A 24,418-nucleotide genomic window follows, 5' to 3' on the forward strand; every position below is an offset into this window, starting at 1 on the left:
TAGAGCAAGCTAGTCGGAAGGAAGTGCTTTCAAAATGGGAAAGACGAAGCTGTGAGGGTTCGTCCTTCCCGCCAACTACTTTCCCGGCTGGGTAGCCTCTGCTTCGGCAACAGTGTTAATGCTTCCGTCCAGGATTTCTGCAATGTGGCCAGCCACCTCACGGAGTGTTCTCAGATCTCTGGTCCCGGTTTGAATGCTCTGAAGAGCCTCAGGAGATACGTTTGGCAAGGTAGCCAACAGACCTCCCATCACCTCAATTCTCTTGATGGAGTCGATGCCAAGATCAGACTCTAGATCCTGATCAGGATCAAGCAACTCAACTGGGTAGCCGCTCTTCTCTGATAGCAGGGAGGTTAGTTGAAGCAAAATGGAGGATGCATCAGTGGCGCCTGGTACCTGCTTGGGCTCAGTGGTGGTCGCTCCATGGCCATTCGAAGGCGGTACCGGTGGGGTATCGACCTGCAAACCATTGAGTGGGGCTTGTACAGCTTTGGTGGGGGTAGCTGCATGAGCGTGGCCAATATCTCCGTTGCCAATAAGAGGTGAAACGGTGGCAAGCGCCTGAACTGGCTGCTGAAGAATCGTGGAAGAAGAGGGTTGAGAGATGCTTTGAACAGGGGGTGCAAATGCTGATGTGATGGTTTCGGGAGGAGCTGCCAATCCAACCACTTGCTGCTGTGTATAAATCGTCTCTGTACTATCCAACGAAGCTACACCGTGGGAAGAATTAGCAAGGAATGCAGAAAAGACTTGGGTCTGGGAATTGATCATCATACGCAGAGTTTCGTGATAAGTCCGAAACGCTTCTAAGCGAAGATTGCTGATCTGGCTCGACTGGTTGGGTTGGGTCATTGGGGTTAACTGCGGTTGAGAAGGAGACGGTTGGATAGATGTTAGCAGGACTGGCTCTGCTAAATCTGCATGCAATATGGCTTCATCGCTGCGACTGATGTTCCCTGACAGAGCTTGATGAACCTTGTGCTGGATATTCTGTTGTATCTTATGCTGGGATTTCCAAGCATGGGCACCATTAATAAAATAGCTAAATCCTGGCTTCGTGGCAGCATTTCCAGAAGCTTGGCTTGTCGGTGGTACAGCAGGAACCTGTAGCATTTCGCTTAGTTTGAACCAATTAAGGGTGACCCCGTGGCTTGCTATCCGCATAATGGAGGCCAGAAAGTCCTCCGTTCCACGAGGTCCATCAAGGGAGACGGCGATAGAATCTGAAGAGCCGAGTGATGATCGTACAAGCTTCGATAGGACTTTCTTAGGCCCAACTTCAATGAAGAAGGTTGATCCAAGGGCTTCAGCCTGCCTAACAGACTGTACGAAGTCGACTCCTGAAACCATATGGGAGGCGAGCAAGTGGCTGATAGTCTGCTCAGAAACAGTACCAGATTGTGGTGACGTGCTCAGAATTGAATGATTAGAACTTGAGTTCCCTGCAGAAAAGTTGAATGAGTTGAGAGCTGTCTTAAAGGATTCATTGCAATCCTGCATAAACATTGAATGGAACGGATACAATGTCTGCATTCTCTGTGTAGATATGCCTTCCTGTAGGCACGCCTGTTCGATGATGTCCAAATCAGCCAACTGACCTGACAAAACAACTTGTGTTGGTGAATTGATATTTGCCAGTGTCAATGATGCCTTGGCTGCCTTAAGAAGTAAATCGTTAGCCTGTTGAGGAGAGCAGAAGAGTATCAACATGCCATATCCGGAATCAACAAATCCGTTGATGGCCTTCCCACGACTTTGCAGAAGGGTTACTAAGTCGCTCGCACTTAGCCAGCCTGTCGCGTACAGACTGACAAAGTCACCAAGGCTATGGCCAAGGCCAAGGGACCAAGGTACCTCGAGGAATGAAAGAATCTCTAGATAAGCAACCTCGGTGATCGCAAGCAGGGACTGCTTGATATCAGCAGTAAGACCCGTGCCGGGCTCAGAGTTGCCGAAAAGGTACTTCGCAAGAACGTCGTGTCTTGAACGGGGTTCTGGAAATAGGGTCAGCAGTAGCTCGTGGGTTTGGAGAGACGATGCAGACAGGCATGTTGCCCCCATTCCGGGGTAATCAGATCCTTGCCCAGGGAAAAGTAGCGCAGTCTGCTCAGCAGTTTTATAGTCAATCTGCAACCCTGCTGATGAAGATTGAAGTACAAGCCAGTCGCGCATCGTGCTGGTGTAGTCAAGCCGTCCTTCAAGGACGGATAGAGCATCTTCAAGCTTGTCACCAATATCAGCACGAGACTGATCAACAAGAAGAATAAGGAAGTCACCAGTAGCATCACGTGGGTGAGCAGATACATCCTGGCTTTTAATTGTGTCAGCCACCAGATGATTGACTGATGTGGTGTAGCCATTAAGAGCGCATTCGTGTTCAATCAGACGTGCGTGCTTCAAAGCCGTTCGGATACATTCCGAAAGGGTTCCACGCTCAGGAGTGAAGTACAGCAGTCTAAAACTGGTCGCGAGTCTGGGTGTTAGGTCCGTGCAAGGTCTGTCCGCCAAACGCTTGGGAATATACTCTTGCAGAACAACATGGAAGTTAGTACCACCAAATCCGAATGCGCTGACACCAGCAGTCCGAGGGCCAAGGCAATCTGACTGCAGCCAGGGAAAGGTGCCGGCTGGAAGGTAGACAGTATTAGAAGAACTGACTTCATCAATAGGCTCTTCCTTTCTACTGTGCAGTGGAATAGACTGATGCTTCAGGGCTAGCGTAGCCTTCAGAAGTCCAGCCAAACCAGCCGTACTCTTCGTATGACCAATCAGTGTTTTCACTGATCCAACCGCACAATGGGTGGTTGGATTGTTCTGGGTTTCCAGGAATGTGGTCAAAGCCCGGATTTCAGATCGGTCACCAACAGGTGTGCCAGTTCCATGAGCCTCATAATACCCAAGCATGGCTGGATTCACGCCAGCATCTGTATAGGCTCGAGCAAACGCCTGAACCTGCCCGTGATGTGACGGTGCCGTCATGGTTCGGCCTCGACCATCACTCGAGCTACCAATTCCTTTGATCACAGCCAGGATTGAATCTCCAGAGGCTTCAGCATCTTCAAGCCGTTTGAGGACAAGGATGCCTGCACCTTCGCCAAGCACAATTCCGTCAGCACTTTTGGTAAACGACTTGGCTTCACCAGTAGGAGAAAGCGCTTGAGTTTCTGAAAAGCAGAAAAACGCAAAAGGTGACTGTAGTGTATCGATAGCGCCAACAACAGCCATATTGGCGTCACCCTGTCTAAGCTTATGAACAGCAAGGTCCAAAGCGGCAAGTGAGGATGCGCAGGCTGCATCAATGGTGCAGTTGGTCCCACCGAGATTGAATCTGTTGGCAACTCTTCCAGCAGATACATTAGGAAGAATTCCAGCAAAACTATCACTCGTCCAGGTTGGTAACATATCCTCGACATTGTGCTGACGGCTCAAGAGAGGAGCCAACTCAGCTTGCATGACATAAGCTTGACCAAGTTCTCCTAAACCGCCGCTGAAGCCAAGAACAACGCATGTAGATTCACGATCATACAGGCAGTCCTCTGGATAGCCTGCATTCTGAAGTGCCTCTTTGACACATACAAGGGCTAAGAGCTGGGCTGGGTCAATTGAAGAGAGAGACTGTGGAGGAAGTCCAAACTCAATCGGATTAAATTGGACAGCATCAAGAAAAGCACCCCACTTGGAATGGATTTTATGAGTCTCTTTCGGATCAGCTGAATAGAAGTCAGTGATAGACCAGCGGTCCTCAGGGATCTCTTTGATCTGGTTCCGGGCTTGTAGAACTAAGTTCCAGAATTGTTCAGGGTCATTGGCACCTGGTAGCTTGCAAGACATCCCAATGATTGCAATGTCGTGGTGTCCTCTGTATTCACTGACAACACCAGCTGGCTGCGCCCTCTCAGAGATATCTTGCTGAGCTCGTCTGGCAGGAGTCTCCAGACCATTACGAATAGCTTCATGTAGCTGATGAATCGTTGTCTGATCATTGATCAGGCATACGGCTTCTCCCAACATGTACATTCCCAGTTGAAGTTGGTCATCTTCGGTAACGGCAACCAACCCCCCCTCTCCTCGTTGAAGCCCCTTGGACGCCAATCTCAGACGTCCGAGAATGAGTTGATCTAACTTGCTGGATATTTCACGAACAGGGACCTGAGCTTTGACGAGTTCATCTCGCATAGAATTGAACTCGCGGGAAAATGCCGTGTCGGCACATCTACTTTGATGACCGGGAGAGGTCTCAAGAAAGACAGTGTTGGAGCATTGGAGTGAAACCTCTTGGTATGTACGGGTAATGGCCCGATCTTCAACGATTTCTCGCGTAGCAAGATAGGCCGAACCAACGAGTAAGCCACATGTCGCGCCTGTCTTGATTAGATCCTCAACCATGTAGGCAGCAAAAGCAGCCGAAGCCTCATCATGGATACCTCCAGCTAGAACCAGACATACATCTCGGCTCACAGCTTTGCTTTGGCCTAGAACAACTCTGATTGACCTCTCCCACAGATTCAGAGAACTGAGTGGACCGATATGTCCTCCGCATTCGCGTCCTTCAAGGATGAAGTCTCTCCAACCTTCCTTGATAAATAGGTCAAGCAGTTCTGGAGTTGGTGCATGAATAAACACCCTTAGGTGCTCGGATGCAATTTCCTTAGCTTGAGCAGGAGTTCCACCGGCAAGTATACAGAAGCTTGCCTTTGAACGCTTCAGAACTGAGATCTGTGACTTTAAATGGGTTGCGTCAATGAACCCAAGTAAGCCAACACCCCAAGGAAGGTCCGGTATCAGGTCTGCCGTCTGTATAAGGATCTTCTCAAGTGCTTCTGCAGTAAGCATCGCCGCAGCGATGGTAGGCAAGGCACCTCCTCGCGCAACGCTTGCCGCAAACTCAGCCGTGTCACTAACCCGTGACATTGGGCCTTGAATGATTGGATACTTAACACCAAACTGCGTTGCAATTGAGTTGGGATGGGTTGTAGCCGAGGTAGAATTAACCTTGATAGAACGGTATGCTGAAATGAGTCTGCCGAGAGTTCGATACTGTTGCGAGAAGTCCTTGGCAAGGTCAATACCCTCACCGACAGGAAAGATCCAGTCGGAACTCCATGTGGCTAGTTCATTAAGCTGAGGGACTTCAATTGTGCTGCCGAAGAGGTAGCCAGGAGAATCTTTACCTGGAAGACAAATGCACCTCACATCGAAGGATGGATCTGTGCCTGAACGTAGAACGATGGATTGCCTTCCGTTGACTCGGTTGAGAAGCTGTCTGTTGCGAGGTGGAAGATACGAATCCTGAAGAAGCAGAGTTTGCTCATCTAGTAATATAGAAAATATCCCCTGACTATTCAGGGCAGAAAAAGAAAGAAGGCCAATGGGGCCTGATACGATGATCCTACAGTTGTCAAGTGAACTGATAGCCTTTTGGAATAGAATATACTGCGAGTCGCTCCCGCATAGACCACCGGATTCATAGCCTTCAATCAGAACAAGTCTGTTTTCAGCCTCACCCCAAGGTGACGCCGAAAACTGCTCGACTTCCAAGATGGAACCGAGTCTTGCGACGGGTTGCAAGCTCTTTAGCGAATCAAGCTGGTCATGAGTGACTTTGCTCCAAGGAATGATGACACGCGGCGATTGAGCGGCGTTCGATTGTTGGCCTTCTACTAGCGAAAGTATGGACTGTGCAACGGAAAAGTCTCTGCAAGATACGAATGAAATGCGGGGTATCAGCAGTGAAAGCCCTTGATTCCAAAGCTCTTCTATATGATCTTCAAATCCAAAGGTTTCCAAACAGAGTGATGCACCTGCAGACAATACACGCTCCGATGACCTAACCCAGTCTCCAAAGGGGCGAACCGTCACCAAAACCTGATTGGTGGTATTCATTACCTTGAGCACACCTGATCACATTTTAACCCATAAGTCAAAATGTGCGACGTTTTTCGATCGGGTAGGCCACCATGCGGAGTTGCACACATAGGCCCGCCGAGTCAAGGGTGGAGGCCCCTTTGTGCTTCGCCGGTGAAGTTGAGATAATGTATCACAGGGCACTAAGGCAATAGTGATGACATGATAAAGAGTATTAGTGGTAGGCAGTAAGTCATCGAAAGAGAAGAGGTTGTGCCACGGTTATGCAGAAAAAGCAGGTTAGGTGGGTGTTCTTGATGCAGTCGTTCGAACACAACCTAATACGTGCCGAGAATTACGTACAATCCTGTGATGACCATGACGTCAATCATTTTAATCCGCAAAAGACCAGGAATGTAGTGGGATCCATTTCGGCGGAAAGTATGTATACTGAAAGTTAATACGGGAACAATTTTCAACCCATAGAGGGAAGGCCGTTGAAAAGATTTATGGGTGTATGAAACATCCTGACTGTGTCAACCATTATGAATAGGAGTGGAGCTGGATTCAGGTTCTTTAGGGACGGGATAGAGAGGTTTGAATCCTAGTGGGGGTAGACATTGCGTGGAGTTCGCTCTACAGGTGGCGAAGCTGAATAGTGGCTTCAATTCAATCAACAGTACCTAACTACAGAAGAACCGTTTCTTGTCCTCGCGGGCACACCAATAGAGGGTGCTTAAACTCTCGCCATTGCGGTCTGGAAAGATGTAGGCATAGCAAACACAAATGCCATACTGGCTTATGCTGGGCGATTCAGACTGCTGGCAGCGATCTCTATTGTATGGATTAAACGGAAACAAGCAGAGGCGATGATCGATGCATTGCCTCTATGTTGCAGAGCGATCTTCAGCACATCCAGAGAGAACTCCACATCAGAGCCTCTGAAAAGCATCCTGATGGTGGTTGCCTGGTGTGCCTTCTTGTATCGCCAAAAGGCTAGGTATACCCTAAGGTGGACCGCAAAGACTACTAATTCCGCGCTTCCGGTGACTTACGCGCCATCACATGAGACGCGCGTGAGACTCACCGGATGACACCCAATTGGCAAGGCGGCGTTGGCCAGATAATCCATCATCCGGAAAGTTCGACTGTAGGCATGCTCTGGCTCATTCGTATCGATCTTGGCCATGGAACCACAGCGTTGCGTTGCACCCAGGTGTCGGCGAGAGCAACTCGTGGATCAACTCTTGAAGGTCGTCTCACTCTGGTGGGTGACGCTGAGCCGCATATGATCTTGAATTATGGCTTCCGTAGTTCGTTGTCATCACGGCGACGTTGGTCAGTTCTGTGAGCGTTTGCACTCAGTCTGGAGCTGGCCGTAGCCGTCAGGCAGATGAGAAGCAGTGATGTTCGTCAAATTCATTGCAAAGTCGGTAGTGCTGCTATCCTTGGGCTCTGTCTGATTCGGCCCCAAGCACAGATCACTGGCGCCCACCAACAGATGCTTAATCCACTAACTCATATGGATGGCATGTACAGAAGGTCAGTATTTCGGTCGTCGGGAAAGAGGGTTGGCTTGACAACAGGCAATTCAAATAGTCGGCTCAGTGTTGAAGTGGTGGTGAGTTGACAGGAAAAGCGTGGTCTATGAGCAAATCATCAATCATACTCTGTTCAATTCTTGAATACTCGCACGCTTGGCGTGGAAGATTGTATTGGGTTTGACTGAAGGCTAGTGTTCAGCCATCATTCTCCTAATGGGTAGAATGGCAGTAGATTCCTTGGAGCAGATGATCCGCCTGGACAGAAAACCTGTGGCGCGTTCCGTGGATTCCATGTTAAGCTCAAGCAGCGTTTTCCAGACAATGCTACAAGAAGTTATAAAGGTCATTGGTGATTATTCAGAGAACAACGACATCTTCTATGATGATCCTCTCTCCGCAGATACTCAGCTTATAGCCGATCTTGGGCTAACTTCCGTCGACTTTGTATCGATCTTTCAGAAGTGTCAGTCACTTAGTCCGGACAGGTTATCATTCATTGAATTAGTCATGCCCGTAGAAGGGCAATATGTTTCAGACTTGAGCATCGGAGAACTTAGCGAGTATATAATTAAGCAGTCTGCTTCGATTGGCCCAACAAGTACCAAAAGCTACGCTGGTAGTCAAGGTCAGCAACCGAAGGATGTTGAAGACAGCAAATACAAACGCTCCCCATTCAGCTCCATACAATTTGAGGAATTCAAGTCCTTAATCCAGACGCCAACATTTTCAGCCGACAATACCATCGACACGAGCTACAAACTTGTGTTTATTCTATCTTCTCCACGATCAGGGTCGACTCTGCTGCAAAGGATGCTAGATCAGCATCCAGAAATCGAATCTCCAGAAGAATTACATCTGCTCCATTATGATACATACGCACAGCGCCAGAGAGCTCTAAGCCATGCAGAGACGAAGCATTTGCTGGGAGGAACTGTCCGCCTTCGTGCCAAGGTCAATGGAATCAGCTTGGAAGATTCAGCTCGTCTTGAGGGCGAACTAGTTGAGGGTGAAACGCCTGTTATCAGTTTTTTCAAGGAAATAGAAGACAATTTTTCAAAAGAATACCTTGTAGACAAGACCCCTTCTTATGCATACAGCAGACATACGTTAGAACGTATTACAGCACAGTTTCCTGATGCTAAGTTCATCTATCTTGTTCGTCACCCATCGGCAGTGGTGAAGTCACTTGTTGACTCACAGCTCCAGGAAATCATTCCATTTGCACGCCGCTACACCGGCGATACATCAGCGATTCCAGAGATGATTTGGGCTCTGTGCCATGAAAATATTCAATCAGTCTTGAAGGACATTGACAATAGTCGCATCCATTACCTCAACTATGAAGACCTTGTCACGAGTCCTGATAAGTCTATGGACGAATTGCTTTCATTTTTAGGCCTACCATTCTACGCCAGCTGTGCTAATCCTTATAGCGCAGAACAGAGTATGCAGATTGAAACAAATGAATTCGCAGGTGACCTCAAGTTTTTCCTGGAAAACAGAATCGTAGATAATCGTGCGGATATCTGGAGGTCGTTTCCAGCTCTACATTCGTTGTCAGAGATTAGTGTAGGTCTCATGGGTAATATCCCAGGCTATGAGGTGCAACAGTGACAGTAGCCTTACACAATCGGATAAATCCATTTCCTGTATGCGCCAATGGCTTTGGGGATCAATACAATGCCTATGCGTATTCGGCGGCGGTCTTCAAGGGTTCAATGTACATTGGCACAGGACGTGCCAATCTTGTCTTTCTTCGTTTTGGGATGCCAAATGTCCACATAGATATGTGGCCGGTTCCAATTGAATACAAGAATTACGAGCAAGCATTTGAGAACGATGTTTCTGCAGCAGAGATTTGGCGTTTTAGCCCGAATTCATCGAGCCCGAAACGTGTCCATCAAGCTGATTGGTATCAACTTGAAAATGGAGTCTCATTCAGACGCCACTACGGTTATCGTAGCATGTGTACCTATAGAGATGGATCTAGAGATATAGCTCTGTATGTCGCATCCACATCCCGGTCGAGAGGGGATGGTCCTGATCTCATGGTGAGCTACGACGGAGAAAGCTTTTCAAGACTACCAAAGCCAAGCATCATTTCAGAGTTTTCTTCAAACGAGATCACGCTCACATCGATTAGATCACTGCTTCAGTATGAAGAGCTCTTGGTCACAACCATTACAGGGGCATCCAACGGTAATGTGAACGGGGCTGGGATCACTACGATCTTCGCTACAGATGACCCAACTTCTGGACAATGGCATTCAATCAACGGCAAGGGTCTAGGTACCTTTCCAGAAGTTGTTGTGGTATACGAACTCTGCATCCATCAGGGATTACTCTATGCTGGAACAGGAGGAATCAATGGTTTTCAACTATGGAGGGGCAGGCGTTCAGGTAAATATGAATTCACTTGGGAGTTAGTGGTTAAGGATGGCGGTGGAAGAGGCGCGTTGAATCAGGGGATTATCTCATTATGCAGTCATCGCGACTACTTATACATTGGAACTGGGATTCAGAATGGTGGACACGATCGAACCAACAATGTCGGGCCAGCCGCAGCAGAAGTATTGCGACTTGCTCCCAACGATGAGCTAGAGCTAGTTTGTGCCAACCCACGTGATGGCTTGTTGCCACTCAGCGGAAGAGGGCCAGGCTTCGGCAACTATTTTAACGCCTACATCTGGAAGATTGTGAGCATAGATGATCGACTTCTTCTGGGAACAATGGATTGGTCGGTATTTGGTCTATGGGCAATAAGGGAAGAACGCAAGACTAGATTTGGCAGACTTCTTGATTGGGAATCTATGCAGGTGTTTCTTTCGTCATACGGAGGGGCAGAGCTTTGGTCTTCTGAAGATGGAGTGGACTGGAACTGCATATCTCACAATGGGTTCAACAATATCTACAACTTTGGAATCAGGAACATCGTAAAATGGAATGGACAAACATATGTATGCACTGCAAATCCATTTGGGCCAAAGGTTCTAACACGAACATCGGATACAGATCCAGGTCAATACGAGCATAATCCAAAGGGTGGCTGTCAGATCATTGCACTATAGATCTGTAGAGTTACTGGCAGTGGGGTGAATATCTGGAATGGAATCATTGGCAATGTGAGGCCACGTCAATCAGCAAGTGGCCTGCAATACTGAAGCAGAAGTGGACGTAGTCGGTTCTAATAAATGACGCTAGAAGTTACTTCGACTGGGAATTCGGTGTGCTAGCGAAACCGCCGAGTTTCTTCGCTGCAATAGGTCCACTTGGAAGCAGCTTCTCAAAGTTTGAAAACAACTTCATCGCCGCCGACGTAAGAGACAACTGCCTCTCGGCTTCTTTAATGGAGATTTCATTTAGGTGGTCAATATCTTCATCAGATATTTGATGGAACTTGTTGGGCAAGAGATTGAGTTGCCGAACCATTTCAATGTGGAATGATTGGTCCTCAGCCCCTTCGTGCGTCTCCATGCAGAGTAGTCAGACTTCAACTGTGATCCTACTGCACTTTCCAGCTCACACGGCAAACTGGCCGAATGCACTTCAACAAACGGCTCCATTAATCAGAAGCTAACAGAAAGTGGGGCTTAGATTGACAATTCAGCCGAATAGAAATGGGGGTACTGTGCAGAGGGAGCTAGTTGCATGGCTCAATGAGAAGCTCAGAGTTGGAGCCTATTAGTCGATGCCATCACAAGGTGGTATATGCGGTCAGATAACTGGACATGTGCTTGCACAGGTTCATACGAATAGACAACCACTTGTTTTGGGATAAGAAGATTGGCAATAGTACCAGCCTTTCTGGTTGGGCTTAGCAGCATGACCGGTGAGAGTCTGCATGGCACCTCCACCTCCTCACTTCGGAAGTCTGGGGTCTGAACTGGACATGAGCGATAGCAGAGTGAGCGCATCTTGAGCATTCATTGACATCGATACATCTGCCGGCAATGTACGCGTGTGTGTAGACTGAGGCGGGTTGAAGCTAGGATCACGATTCGGGTGCAGCCCAGTTCAGCCATCGGAATGATCACGTAGACACCTCGGATTCTGCCCATGAAGCCGCCTAGGCAGGGGTAGGGTAGCTTGGATATCATCTGTGACTTGATCTGGCCCCAATGACATCCCTACAGGCGAAGTAACTGCATGAGATTAAGACCTTGGAAATGCTTGGTCCGCATTAAAGAACTACTCTTGGCTAGCCCTGGTTCGAGTTCAGATATAAAACGCCTTTCTGACGTGTCAGTTCGGTCACATAGCGACATATGCTATGCTCCGATGCTAAGCGCAGTTCATGATGCAAGGGTAACGCTTGATGCGTATCAACTTGTATCAAGCCCTGCCAAGGGCACGGTTATATTTCTGCATGGGGGAGGCCTTAGAAAAGGATCAAAGCGCCATATTGCGGGAAAGGATCTATTCTTCAATAGCTTGGGCTTTAACTTCCTTTCCTGCAACTACCCCTTAGTTGCACAATGTACCGACTCTGTCATTGATGAGCAGTTGCTTGCTCTGAAGTCGTTGGACCAATGGGTGAAGACTGAGCTACAGCTCCTATGTCCGGTCAATGACAATGCACCTATTGTCTACTTTGGGCATTCAGCTGGCTCCTATCTGATTGCACTAGGCCTATCCAAGGGGCTCTTTCTCAATCAACACTCATCCTTTATTCTTATAGACTCTGCAGCTTATGACTTGTCAAAGCGCTATAGTGCTGCGAGGCCAAATGTAAAGCAGGAGATCGAACGCTTAGTTGGCTATCGAACGACCGACAGAAATGACCTTGAAAGTCTGATCAGAACCTATTCGCCCGTGGATAACATGACGAGTATGCCGGTTGACTTGACAAGAATCAATGGTGGATGGGCGTATTTGGCCACGACGATGAAGCGTTTTAGCCGTGAGAGTTCACTCGTTCTGGCCTCCCTGCTTAGGCAAAAGCTGAAGATGGAAGCTACGGTAAAGTCATACCCATTTGGACATACAGATATATCACGAGAAATTGCAGATCCCAACAGCCAGATTGGGAGGGATCTCACCATTCTATTGAGCAAAGCACTTGATGCTGATGCACCATCAGCAGTTGATAAGGTTCACTGACAATGTGTCATGGTGATGGAAAAGGCTCAACCTGTCTTCACACATGGGCTACGTTAAGAAATCCCTCTATATGAGTTACAGCAACAGCACATCTCAACCTTCCTGGAGGTGGTGATGGGCCAACGTCCAGCAACGTTGACGCCGCTCCATCTCGGCCACTTTATCCACCATGGGGCTTGATGGAGCAGAGGTTCCGTCGTTAAAGCGAGCGCGTCTCGCCGCAGGCTCTGCGTAGCAACAGGCTGAGGTCAGGAGGGTGATGAGCTAGCGCATCCCCAGAACGTGTCCCAGATCCCCGCAGAACTGGGCCTTCACGTGAACAGCTTCGACAACGTGGAGGAAGGCCTGGCGCCTGCAAGGAGAGGTGGCCATGGCAGCCCAGAAGGTGCTTGAGGGCTGCACAACCACTGACCAACTCACGGTGGTGCTGGAAACCGCTGGGGTGCACCCGCAAAGCTTCTGGGGGTAGACGTACGCCGCTGGGCTCCGTGCCTAGGAACCAGTAGGAAAACCAGCGGCTCAAGGCAGGGCGTAGCAGGATCTCAGGTGGAAGCAGAAGGCTCTGGCCGAAGCGGCAGCGCTGCTCAGCACCTCACTCAAGAATCAGGACATGTGATGATCTTGATCACCAAAGAGGCCGCTAACGCAATCTGAAGCATCGCTCCCACGAAGGAGAGCAACAGGCAATTCAGTTGAACTGATGGCCAAAGTTGCCTATTCGCCAGTGCGAAAGAGGCCGACCAGAAGGTGATGTGGTTTCAGGACTTGTACAAGTAGCGGCATCGCAACAGCGGAAACAAGATCAGGATGTCACGCCAGCACAGGTGCGGTGATGCAATAGAAAACTCCACCGGGCTGCTGTCTCCCTTCAGGCGCACTACAGGGTTCCACGCAGGTGGTCACACTCAACGCGTGGCTTACTTCTATCAGGAATGGTGGGGATCGCGCGCTGCCGTTGAACATAACTGCCAAACCAGCTACCTTTACGATGGCTGTCTGAATGGAAGCAGTGCAGGCAAGGCAAGGATGCTGTCAGCAGGAAAGAGGCAGCCAGTAGTTACGTGTATCAGTTTGTAGCTAGCCGGGAGGAGATAGGAGCAAAAGATAAAGCATGACACAAGTGATCACAACGATCGATGAGTTCACTATTTTCCACTAATTGCTCCCAATACTCTGGGACAAGGCTGCCTGGATTAGAACAGTGTGAGATACTAGCAGAAGGATCGCCCCCCAAGGTGATATCCAACCACCACGACGACCTGCCCTGAATTGGCGAACTATAGTCAAGAGAGTTAACTGGAAGCAGGCTCGAAAGAGTTCGACTCATTGACAACCTCCATTTAGCATGGTCTTTATAGAACCTAGAAGAGGATGGTCCTGCAAGTGTGGGCACAAGCGATGAGTAGTCAGATCGCATGAAATGCGAGAAACGCTCGAAAGAATAACGGCCAACGGATTCAGGGTGATTCAGGACACTGACAATGGTTTCCTTGTTAAGTTTAGCCTTGCATTCGAGTAGCTTCTCATTGATCCAACACCACATCACAAGTGGATCCATAGCAATGTCAGGATCTGACTGTCTAGCGATTGACCACCAAACCAGAAGTGAGTCTAAACCATGAATCGTACTCAGAATGGAAGAAGCATAGAAGAATGGATCCCTGAAGATGTAGATAAACTGTGAGCGCGGGAAACTATCCTGAAGCTGTAACACTGCATCAGGGTACAGAGACAGACTGAATGAAGGATCGAAGATGCGACTTGTGGTCTTAGCTAGAAACCGTCCGTAGGTGTCGGAGAATGTGTCCCTAGCATACATAGTACCAATGTCGTGGTACGCCGCTTCAAGCTGATAAGGTTCCAACCCACCATAAACAACACATGACAGGGCCCGAAGCAGACCATCATCAATACTATAAAGATCAAGTGGAGACTGAAGGGACTTTAACAGTTGAGGCATTCCCCTTAATGGGAGATGCGTATGAGGAAGTCCAATGTGCCCCAGTCTTTCAGTTTTCCTGCAGAAGGTTAGAGCACCACCTCTAGGGGCACTGATTACGAAGGTTAATCGCTGATAGTCCGAGGGTGCAGCAATGGAATGAGATGCATCTTTCACCACGTTGATGATGGGTGACATTGACTCTAAGGAAGAAGGGACCAAAGGTCTACATTGACAAATCTGGTAACTGGGGCCAAGAGATTGAATAGAATGCAGGTAAATCCTACGTCGATCTTGGCATACCCTTTCGAACCAATGAAGTTAGTAGGAAGACTTTCCTCAAGCTGAATTTGAAGTTCTACATATTGCAGGCCATCAATTTCAACTGTAGTAGGACTGATCGACGACACACTCCCCTTGAACTCTGCATTGGAAACCGAGTATAATCTTAGTATGCATGGAAGTGTAGTGCGTACTCGTGCACGGTCGTACTCAGGAATTAATACTATAGTCTGAGTCAATGGCTGCGCCTTTACTGTCACGATGGTTTCACCAGGAGTGACAGTTCTACCAAGCAGCGCCCTGGTGTTAGAACTAATCACCCCATCAAACGGCATTGTGACCACTAGCTTTGCTAGTCGTGAGTCAATAGCTTCTAAGGCAATTTTACCGACTTTCAGGCTGCTCTCGGCAGCACTCAATTCATCCATTGCGTTGGAGAGTTGTTCCTCAGAGTTTATATCTTGATCAATCTTCTGCTTGCGTCTAGCAACTATAACATCTGCATTCGCTGATTTTAGCTCGCTCCTTGCACCCTCAAGTTCGCCCGTTAGAGCAGCTTGCGTGGATAAAAGATTTTGGAGCTGAAATTCACTTATCGCGCCAGACTTCGTCAATGATCTAAGCTTTTCTATTTGATCATCCTGTATTCTGATCTGATTCTCAAGAGCACGAACCCGAGATTGAGACTTTTGGACCATAGCTCTTGCACTTAAGAGCTCTTCGTTACGATTATCACCTTCAAGTTTGATGCTTCCTGTTTTAATGGAACGGATAAGAGACTTCCTAGTACGTATATCGGATTCTAACTTTGAAATAAGCTGAAGTTGTTGGCTGCGCTGTGTGCTGAGGGTTGGAGAAAAGAGTTCTAGAATCTTAGAGCCCTTGTCCAAAATGGCAGAAGATGGACCAACCTGGAAGATAGACCTTACTGTCGCAGCCTCAGTTGCACGAATGTCAAGTGCCTCACCTTCAGTTACGTTTGCTGATCCCGTCACTGATGCACTGAATGGGAACAGAAATATAACAACCAAAATGAACGGAAGAAAATACCTACTTCTAAAAGTATTGGTAATTCTATTGTGAACTGAAACAGACGAAAGGGTTGAGCTGGAAACAACAATAGATTCTGTAGTTTGCTGCTGACTGGAACTTGGCAGCAATGCTGGACCATTGGTTGTTCGATTGATTGATCTGTCCGGCCTTCCCTCCACCCTCTTGATGATTAACTTGGTAATAACCGTAAGGTAAAGAAATCGAATAAGAAGAAGCGTTAGAGCTACCCTGACGATCAGGGAAGTCCAGTGGCCTGCAAACGTTGGTATTTCGGCAGCAATGTTTGGAATTAATATAAAGTATAGAATGCAAAGCTTGATAATAAAAGCCAGTAAAAGCGTGCAGAGGAACAGAATACTGTTGACATCTGAACGAGAGATAGAAATACTCTTAAACCGCCCATGAAAAAGATGAGAAAAGATAGTTAGCGTTCTTTTAGCCGATATCTTCAGATAATTCTTTGGCATGAGTCCAAAGAATTCCAAGAGCCTTCTGCCTGGAGTATTGCGTACAGGAATCAAAAGGATTATCATGCTAGCAAGAGAACCTTGTATGATTGCAACCAGTATATTTAGACGAGAAAACGGAGAGGAATCAGGTATTGGCGTATAAACATAAAGGAAAAGTATCGAGAGAATGACAAGATATGATCTAGTCAGAAGTGGCTGGGCGAGTAAAATGAGTTCTTCAAGTTTGCTTGCTGACTGCTTAATAGCTTTGGCGCTTTGCTCCTTCGCGAGCCTTGGCAAGAATCCCCACTTAAGCCTAAGATACAACTTTTGATCATCTATATGCATGGAGTATGTCGACAGGATCGACACCATAACACTTATCAGGTTAATTACAATTAACATGATAAATAGCCGTGACAGCCCAGTCAAAGGGTCTGATCTTTCGGCGATCAATACACCTAAAGGCTTGACCCCAAAATAAAAACTATGGATTGTGCCTATAAAGAGCAGAGCAACCAGGGGGAAAAGCCAAGCTTGAAGCCGGATCAGAACCCGCGGGGGCCTTAACAGCCCTCGTGACGTAATCCAGCCAAAGCTAACAAGCAAGATCTTTCGATCCTGGAGTTGGGATGGTGGCTGATGGAGATCATTCGCTGACCCATTCAGCTGATTTGAATGACCATTAAGTTCGCTGGCGTGCAGAACATTCGTGGAGACTTGTGCTGAAAGGGTTGGAGCTTCAACGGAAAGCAAGATTCCGTGAGTGCACAACCAGTTGAGATAGTCATCTCTAGTAATTCCAGCACGAGTTGCTCCAAAGAACTCTGAACACTTCTCATATAGATCGTCAAACAAGCCATCTCTTGAATTAAAATCAGAAATAGCTTCCCACTCAGAGGCTGATAACTTTAGCGAGGTTGTTCGGTCCCCGAAATACAATCGATACTGTCCTTCAACCAATGGAGAAGTTCGTATCGAAGGATTCACACGATAACAGTTATTATCAACAACGATCATTGGAGTGGGAAGATGGGGAGGTATGAATGGAGGATCTAGAAATCCTCATCAACTGAATCGAGCACAGTAGATTGATTGAAGCTGGTATCATCTGCTTGGATACCTGAAACCCTAAGCTTTTCAAGTTTGCTTGACAGATCTTGAATCAGTTTCTGACAACGAGTCTTCTGATCTTCTACTGTCAGACTTGATGGATCAATAGGTGGTACTGAAGTAGAATCCTCATGAGCAACTGACTTTGATGCTGCCATCAAACTAGTAAGGGCGAATTCGTAATCTCCCTCTTGGTACTGAACTTTGCCCCAGCAGTAATTGAATCGGGGACTGTTGCTGTTCTGTACCCTTGTAAGCTCATCCTTAGCCGCACTATATTCGGCAAGATCAATGTAGCATTCTGCAGCATCAATAGAGAGACGCTCCTTAAGCTTCGATGGGCATTCATCATTATCTGCCGTACGAAGAACCGCGAGACCACGGACTTTATTTCCCTGAGCAATAAGGATTTCTCCCAACAAAATCTGTGAATAATGGTTCTTTGGATCAAGCCTCAAGCAGTTGTTAAGATTACGCTCACAGTCATCTAGTTGTCCTAGTTGGAGCTGAGCCAAGGCAAGCATTCTACGAAGCTTGGTATCGTTTGGATTCTCAAGAACTGCGTGACGCAAGATACTGGCAGCATTAGTATAATCGCCAAGCTGTTGGAGAAAAGATGCTAGTGCAGTAACGTCCGACTTTTTGGAAGACTTCTGCTGAAGAGCTCTGTTCGCATATTCTTGAGCAAGAGTTGTATTGCCTTCTTGAAGCCTAAGCTTACCAATACGAGAAATCAACCGAATATCATCAGGTGCAAGTGAAAGAGCCTTCTCAAGGTGAGCCATAGCTACGGCAGTATCACTTTCTGACCGTGCAATTGCGGCCATGGCAACGTGGTAAGGCGAATAGAGCTCACCATCAGGTACGCCGGCCAAGATTCGCCTGGCTTCAGGGAAGTTCTTTTCTTTGAGAATCAAAGAGCGAACTTGCTTGAAGGTCGACTTCAAGTGGCCTGGAAGCACAAGAGCCATAATAAAAACCATGAGCAATTGCACAGTAGCATGATTTTCATGCTGAGGTCAACTGCGTATGAGCGCGCCCTCACCTATCAAGCTAAAGCAGTGACGTGATTCGCAGTTTCCATACACCTCGCTCAAATGGTTAGCAGCAACGATGTGTATGCATAGGCTGACGAGTCGCCTGTATTGTTGCCAACGTCATGTCATATCCATCCCCCTGCGATAGTGCCTTGGCCATTGAATCAAGCCCATCCCAAGGCAAAGCAACATGCACACACCGGAGGTTTCGATGCAGCTGTACGACGACAATCACTGAATGATATGATTCTGAGTGGACAAAGGACTTATAGATTCTCCTCGAGATCCCAACACATAATAGCATAATTAAACATCAAGAGTTATCAGTAATAGGTTTCCTCTCGGCAATCGTATTGACGTGACTAGATACAAGCCAAACGCAGGCGACCTACTCTTGATGCTGATGGATCTCTTCGAAGCTTCTATGCCGTGGTCACAACGTTATGCATTAACAGGTGCATCTGATCAAGCAAAGCGCCACCAACAGGGACGTTCATTCAGCAAAGATCCAAACCATTGCAACATCATTAAACGATGCAAAACGTCAAGAGATTTACCTTAAACGTCCTAGACTGGACTCTTTGGTATGACTTACAAGCTCCACCAGTTTAGGCCAAATGCTATCGAAAAGAGTATCCGACAGCACATGGGGAACTGATGTGGGTCAGTAATGTCCTGAATGGCTATGAGTTGAGGATCTTCTTTCGCGCGGTCCTCTTCTCCTTCAAACACAGATGTTCGGTACACAAGCTTTCCTGAGTGGTTGCCAAATCGCCTGGGGAATGGGTGCATGGTTTCTGACAACAATCAGCCCAGAGTTGGAACTCAATCAATGAATGCTTGGCACTGTACAATTTCTTGAACTACAGTAATGTGATCTTGGGAAGGTTATGCGAATTTAGAATGATTGGATGTGTATCCCTTGAAGCCAGGATGCTTGTCTGATGTTCAAGATCTTGATCATAACCTGCCAGTATTCCATACTAGGATTCAGAAGGCACTCAAAAGTCCTAAGCCATTCAACATCAGCTTCATGTTCATCCTTTTCCTGCCAGGTAGCTTTCGCCGCAGCTCAGACTACCTCTGGTTGAGTACGTGCTTAGCTGATAGTGGCGACTACTACTTTGTTGACTATCCATTATCTTCCACTGTAGCAAAGCTGAATTCCGAGTTCTTTGATTCTGACTCGCTTCTTCAGGTACGGCGTGAGTTCATCTATGGCAGCGCTTCCCAGCCGAACTCAAAGCTTGGCATCGCCTATGAAGACTCGATCATGGGAACGTTTCTTACTCAAGTAAGGCAGCATCACGGCTTCCATCTATCCGAGCGAGACATCCTTCTTCAAACACTGGTCGTAGGCCATAGCCAGGGAGCCGGTCATGCAGCAGTGATGGCTATTGACTTCGAACTCTGCGGTGTTCTGCTTATCGCCGGGCCCGCTGATTCCTATCAGCAGTTTCCATCTGAATGGACGGGGATGAAGGTTACCACTCCTAGCAGTCGACTCCGAATGTTTCTCCATGCTGAAGACAGGCATGCAAGGATGTGCTTGCATCATGCGACGATGTTGGGTTTGAAGAGAGTTGATGTGCTTACTTCTTCGACCTCACTAGAGGACATCCTGCTTAGTCAGGTTGTAATTGACACAAGGCCACTCCCCCCGTTAAAGTCCCATGATTGTCTTACATTAGATACGGAAATGAGAGATGACCTCAACAGCCTCTACCTCACAGGCGTTATTAGGCATTATCAGGCGTATCTTCGTTCAGTAAGTTCCAGGCTTGAGCTCTCTCGTGTTGACTCCTTACCGGCTGCTTCGTTATGATTGATCTGATTCCAACCAGTTCAGCCTCCTCTATGTCGTCTATCCAACGCGATTCTAACGTTAATCAAGAACTAACCCTTTTGCCTGGCTTGGATGGCGACGAGGTCACTTCCCAACTGGAGACCCTCATGGAGCTTGTAAATCTTGATAGCACAGTTGCAGGCCGTGAAAACAGTCTCGAATACAATACATTTACTCAGATTGTTTCACTCACGCACAAGGACACGGCAGAACCTATTATTGATGTATCGGAAGGCGATGACGGTGAGCACGACGTCGCCCCACAGCCAGCAAGCTCTGAACTCGTAACAGAACCGTTTACCGAAATGGAATCTGAAAATGCTCACAAGGCATTGTTCAGCTTTCTATTTGAACCCAGTGAATCTTCACAGGACTGCGAATCAACAGAATTGGTCCTTTCTGATGACCTGGTCGAGGATCTCCAAAATCTAAAAGATAGGATGCAGCATCGCTACAATGTGATTCGGCGTAATCTCTTTAGCAGTGTAAATGGTCATGGTTGAACCTATTTTTTTGCTGAGTCCTCCTCGGTCTTTCTCTTCGGTCGTTTCATCTATTCTCGGACAGCATCCAGAACTCTATTGCTTCCCCGAGCTACACCTGCTTTATCGAGATGACATCGGGCATCTACTATCCAATAAGTCAAATATTAAGTATGCTAGATTTGCACCAAGTGGACTTTTGAGAGCCATCGCTCAAGTTCATGAAGGCAAGCAAGATAGTGCTGCCTGCAGCCGCGCTTGGATGTGGCTTGTTAACAATCAGTCAATGACTAGCAAGGAACTTTTTGAGTATCTCTGCCAACCATTTTATCCTAAGGCTTGCATCGAAAAGTCTCCTCCGAATACCAAGACAATTGATCGCATGGTCAGGTTATTCAAGTTTTATCCAAATGCCAGATTCATTCACTTGACACGAAGTGTTGTTGGAGCTTCAAAGTCCTTGAAAGAGTTCTTCGAATTTCGACGCACAGTTCATAGTCCTGCCGCAGGACATCCAATGGTCAAGGAGAACTATGCATTAATGTGGTATGCAATGCATCGAAACATCCTGAAGTTTCGCTCCATTGTTCCACCGTCAAACTTCCTTACAGTTAGTGGTGAAGCAATTCTGTCTGATCCAAGAGTAGTTCTTCCTCAAATCTGTCGCTGGCTTGGTGTTTCAAGCGATAGCTCATGTATTGATGCGATGCTCAAGCCTGAAGAATCACCCTATGCCTTTTATGGTCCACGCATGGCACCTTGTGGCAATGATCCTAAGTTCATTACTAATCCGGAATTTAGGCAAATGAAACGTAAGAAATATTCTCGTGAGGTTGTTCGAGAGTTTCTCGCATCAAATGGTAAGCCTGCCTTTACTAGCTACTATTTGAACAAGCTTGAGGATGACGATGCTATTGCTCGCTTAAAGTCATGGGACTTCTCCATGCTTGAACTGGTTATGGACATGGAGGCACAGCTTGGATACGCTTAAACAGTTAAACCTACTTTCCGTTTCGCTTCCTATTGGAAGTCATGAGACGTGCCAAATTCTGGCTGGCCATCATTCCCCCAATGGGGTGGGACTTTGGATTATCCTTTCCTCAGACTCTTCCCGCAAGCTTGTCTACTGTACACCTTCACATTCAGACTCCTACTTTGTTCTCCCCTATAACTTCCTATACTTAGGTTCATCCTCAAATGGTCAGCTCTTTTTTCTTGCTGATGGCACTGAATCTGCCGCTCCAATCCTGTATGTTATCAGCTACCAACCTAATTCTGGGATCGCCGTAACCAAGACGGATCTGCATCTTGATCATGACCAATGGGCCAGACTATTTGAGATCTGCCAATCGCATAAACCAGGATCTACCGATTCGACGCTTCATGACTCTCCGTTGCTGCATGACAACGTCCTAAACGAGTCAACCTATCCAAGCCTATTTGTACCCTACCATAGCCTACGTGATGTTCTCCTCGTCAAAGCCGTCCTTCAGCAGGGAGCGTTTGAACTCACGTCCAAACCGGCACTATTGACTGCCATTAAAACAGTCAGGGCCATGTATCCCAATCTCACAGTTGTGGATGCTGTCGAGATTGGAAGTGACGTTGTTGCAGTTGTTGCAAACGACTCTTCGATCAGAACACTCAGTTGTGGCGTCGAGTCCCGGCTATTCATATGCAATGGCTCACCCACTCCCAGTCTTGTACTTGGACGCCCTATCTTCTCAATCGACAACAGACTATCAATATCTCCTGAATCGTCAAATCTGATTTACCCTTCATTGGGCCTGGTGCTGGCATCACCCTCCAGCATCTCAACCACGCCACCAAAGGAGGCTGCGCCTACTTTCAATGTCTCCTCAATCAATTACACGACTTCAACACTCTACTTCTCCGCCGACTTTGGATCTACATTCACCCTTAGCGGAAGCATGGTCCATCGCAATAGTGACCTTGTTCCAACGTTAATTCATCACTTGGATGATTCGCAAACTCTCATCTTCTCTTCTCGTCTTGACAGATCAGAAGTCTATTTCATAGACTTCTGATCAGCTGCGACTCATTTACCTTGGAGATCAAAGAGCTAGTCGCGTTAGGATACTCCCGCATCTATTCCTGAAGCCCCCACTTTCAGGAATGATGGCGCCCCCCACAATCTCACTCCCGGGGGTGAGGGACAAGACCAATGTGTCATTACAGCGAGGCCGTCTAGCTGCAGTCTTCTGCGCAGCAGGGTGCTGATGTCAGGAGGAGATGGTGCCAGCCTCCGAGAAGGAGGCAGAAGGCTAGGGCGCTGTCGACAGTTCACGTTGTGCTCGAAACCGCTGGTCTCAACGACATCGAGCCCGGCGCCTACTGCCGGGAGGTCGGCAGTTCCCTGCGCACGCTCAAGCGCTGGCGGCGTGCCGTCCTGGGTGGTGGGGACGGTCAGGACCACCACAAAAGCAGCCCCCGCGATAGCGCTCACCGCATGAGCAAGGAGGAACACCGGCAGAACCTGCTCACTTCCAATCAGCCCGAATACGACTCGCTGCCACCAGGACAAATCATGCCCGCACTGGCGCGGATCAGGACCTGTTCAACTCCTCCGGAGAAGACTTCGTCTTCGGCTCCGAGTCCAGCTGTTACATGGGCGCTGCACGCGCATGGTCGGGCCCATCGCTGAGCCGTACACAACAGCCATAGGAGCCACGGCCCGGTGCCGCGCCTGCGAGCGTATCGATCCATTGCTGTGTGGTCGTGAGACATCACCTGTCTGCCTACCACGGTGCGGGGTGTGGCTGTTTCTCTACCTGGTGATCGACGTCTGGAGCCGCTGGTTCTGCACACTGACCACAGCAACGCCTTGCCGCAGGCTTCTCGCGAAGATGGGCGGCACCACAACACGCTCAAGTTCGTACCACCCCATCAGTGGCATAGCGACCAGGCACTGATTGCCGCTACCACGTCCGCGGCAGAAACGTGTTCCATCCTGTGAACCAGCAAATCTGCCAATCTTGTCATTGATGCTATAAGCTGGGTGTCAATGATGCACTCAATCGATGGGATGCGATTCAATGCATGAGAGATTCGGATGGCATGGATCTTTTGCGTTTAGGGGAAATGGATAGTTCATGTGGGTGAACTGTCGCGGAGCTAACATCAGCCTCGGTGATTCCATCAAACAAAGAATCATCAGTGGAACGCAAAGGCTCCATAGCCACAGCGATCACCCAATCGCTGCAGACAAGTCCCTCTCCGGCGAAGCTCAGCGTTGAGAAGGAGGCAGTAAAAGAATATGGAAGACCGCTAATCACGGTGCAGTCTGCAGGAATGTCGATGGAAAGCAAGCGGAAATCCGCCTGTGCAACTGCTCCACCAAAAAGCTTGAATCCGGCTTCGTAGATTGCCCAGACACAACAACAATACTGATCCATCTGCCAATGATGTGGCGGGATGGGGAGCGGCCAGCGCATAAAGGCGAAGATGGCTGTCCAATCATGTCCAGAGATGTGTTCAATATCGACACCAAATGGCTGACTATCAGTAATGCCAACGAGAACCAGGCCTTTGGAATGGGAAACAGAAACATGTAACTCGTTGAGAATCGCCTGATGCAGATAGAGTTTTGGTGGACGAGCTGGAAGACCATAGAGGGCAAGCTCTTTAGCGGCAACAGGGGACAACTGAAGCCATCTCCATAGCAATAACTTAGCGGCAAGCCGGCTAGTAACATAATCAGAAACTCTT

The 24,418-nt window shown here is 48.0% G+C and carries 11 protein-coding genes; 6 read left to right on the forward strand and 5 right to left on the reverse strand.

The annotated features are described in order from the left end of the window. Positions 1-75: 75 nt before the first annotated feature. Positions 76-5,883, reverse strand: coding sequence for a type I polyketide synthase (locus CJZ80_RS14890; protein WP_144036911.1), 5,808 nt, complete (start codon positions 5,881-5,883; stop codon positions 76-78). 1,751 nt (positions 5,884-7,634) lie between these two features. Between CJZ80_RS14890 and CJZ80_RS04440 the strand changes: the two genes are divergently transcribed. Further along, positions 7,635-9,002 carry a sulfotransferase gene (locus tag CJZ80_RS04440; RefSeq protein WP_158217426.1) on the forward strand — a complete coding sequence of 456 codons (1,368 nt, stop codon included), beginning with the start codon at positions 7,635-7,637 and terminating at the stop codon, positions 9,000-9,002. Positions 9,003-9,436: 434 nt separating this feature from the next. Beyond that, positions 9,437-10,456 carry a hypothetical protein gene (locus CJZ80_RS14895; RefSeq protein ID WP_144036912.1) on the forward strand — a complete coding sequence of 340 codons (1,020 nt, stop codon included), beginning with the start codon at positions 9,437-9,439 and terminating at the stop codon, positions 10,454-10,456. Positions 10,457-10,592: 136 nt separating this feature from the next. On the opposite strand, the gene CJZ80_RS04445 is transcribed toward CJZ80_RS14895, so the two are convergent. Further along, complete coding sequence (locus CJZ80_RS04445; protein WP_094510877.1) at positions 10,593-10,862, reverse strand: hypothetical protein; 270 nt, start codon at positions 10,860-10,862, stop codon at positions 10,593-10,595. An 804-nt stretch (positions 10,863-11,666) separates the two neighbouring features. Here CJZ80_RS04445 and CJZ80_RS14900 point away from each other — a divergent pair. Then, complete coding sequence (locus CJZ80_RS14900) at positions 11,667-12,488, forward strand: hypothetical protein (RefSeq protein WP_144036913.1); 822 nt, start codon at positions 11,667-11,669, stop codon at positions 12,486-12,488. 2,142 nt (positions 12,489-14,630) lie between these two features. On the opposite strand, the gene CJZ80_RS04450 is transcribed toward CJZ80_RS14900, so the two are convergent. Both CJZ80_RS04450 and CJZ80_RS04455 read right to left on the reverse strand, forming a co-directional pair. Beyond that, complete coding sequence (locus CJZ80_RS04450) at positions 14,631-17,231, reverse strand: HlyD family secretion protein (RefSeq protein ID WP_094510878.1); 2,601 nt, start codon at positions 17,229-17,231, stop codon at positions 14,631-14,633. Positions 17,232-17,266: 35 nt separating this feature from the next. Next, entirely contained in the window at positions 17,267-18,271 is a 1,005-nt protein-coding gene (locus CJZ80_RS04455; protein ID WP_233132803.1) for a lipopolysaccharide assembly protein LapB, read from the reverse strand. 1,027 nt (positions 18,272-19,298) lie between these two features. On the opposite strand from CJZ80_RS04455, the gene CJZ80_RS14905 reads away from it, so the two are divergent. From CJZ80_RS14905 to CJZ80_RS04460, 3 genes are read left to right on the forward strand one after another with little or no spacing between them, the layout of a single operon-like run. Beyond that, positions 19,299-20,186: a hypothetical protein gene (locus tag CJZ80_RS14905; RefSeq protein ID WP_144036915.1), complete on the forward strand. Its 888-nt coding sequence runs from the start codon at positions 19,299-19,301 to the stop codon at positions 20,184-20,186. After that, a complete protein-coding gene (locus CJZ80_RS14910) occupies positions 20,183-20,710 on the forward strand; it encodes a hypothetical protein (RefSeq protein ID WP_144036916.1) in 528 nt (175 codons plus the stop codon). Before CJZ80_RS14905 ends, CJZ80_RS14910 begins: the two co-directional genes overlap by 4 nt. Further along, positions 20,703-21,680: a sulfotransferase gene (locus tag CJZ80_RS04460; protein ID WP_158217428.1), complete on the forward strand. Its 978-nt coding sequence runs from the start codon at positions 20,703-20,705 to the stop codon at positions 21,678-21,680. Before CJZ80_RS14910 ends, CJZ80_RS04460 begins: the two co-directional genes overlap by 8 nt. Positions 21,681-23,742: 2,062 nt before the next feature. Here CJZ80_RS04460 and CJZ80_RS14915 read toward each other — a convergent pair. Continuing rightward, entirely contained in the window at positions 23,743-24,354 is a 612-nt protein-coding gene (locus CJZ80_RS14915) for a hypothetical protein (protein ID WP_144036917.1), read from the reverse strand. Positions 24,355-24,418: the final 64 nt, after the last annotated feature.

Source organism: Synechococcus sp. MW101C3 (assembly GCF_002252635.1).
Classification (GTDB): domain Bacteria; phylum Cyanobacteriota; class Cyanobacteriia; order PCC-6307; family Cyanobiaceae; genus MW101C3.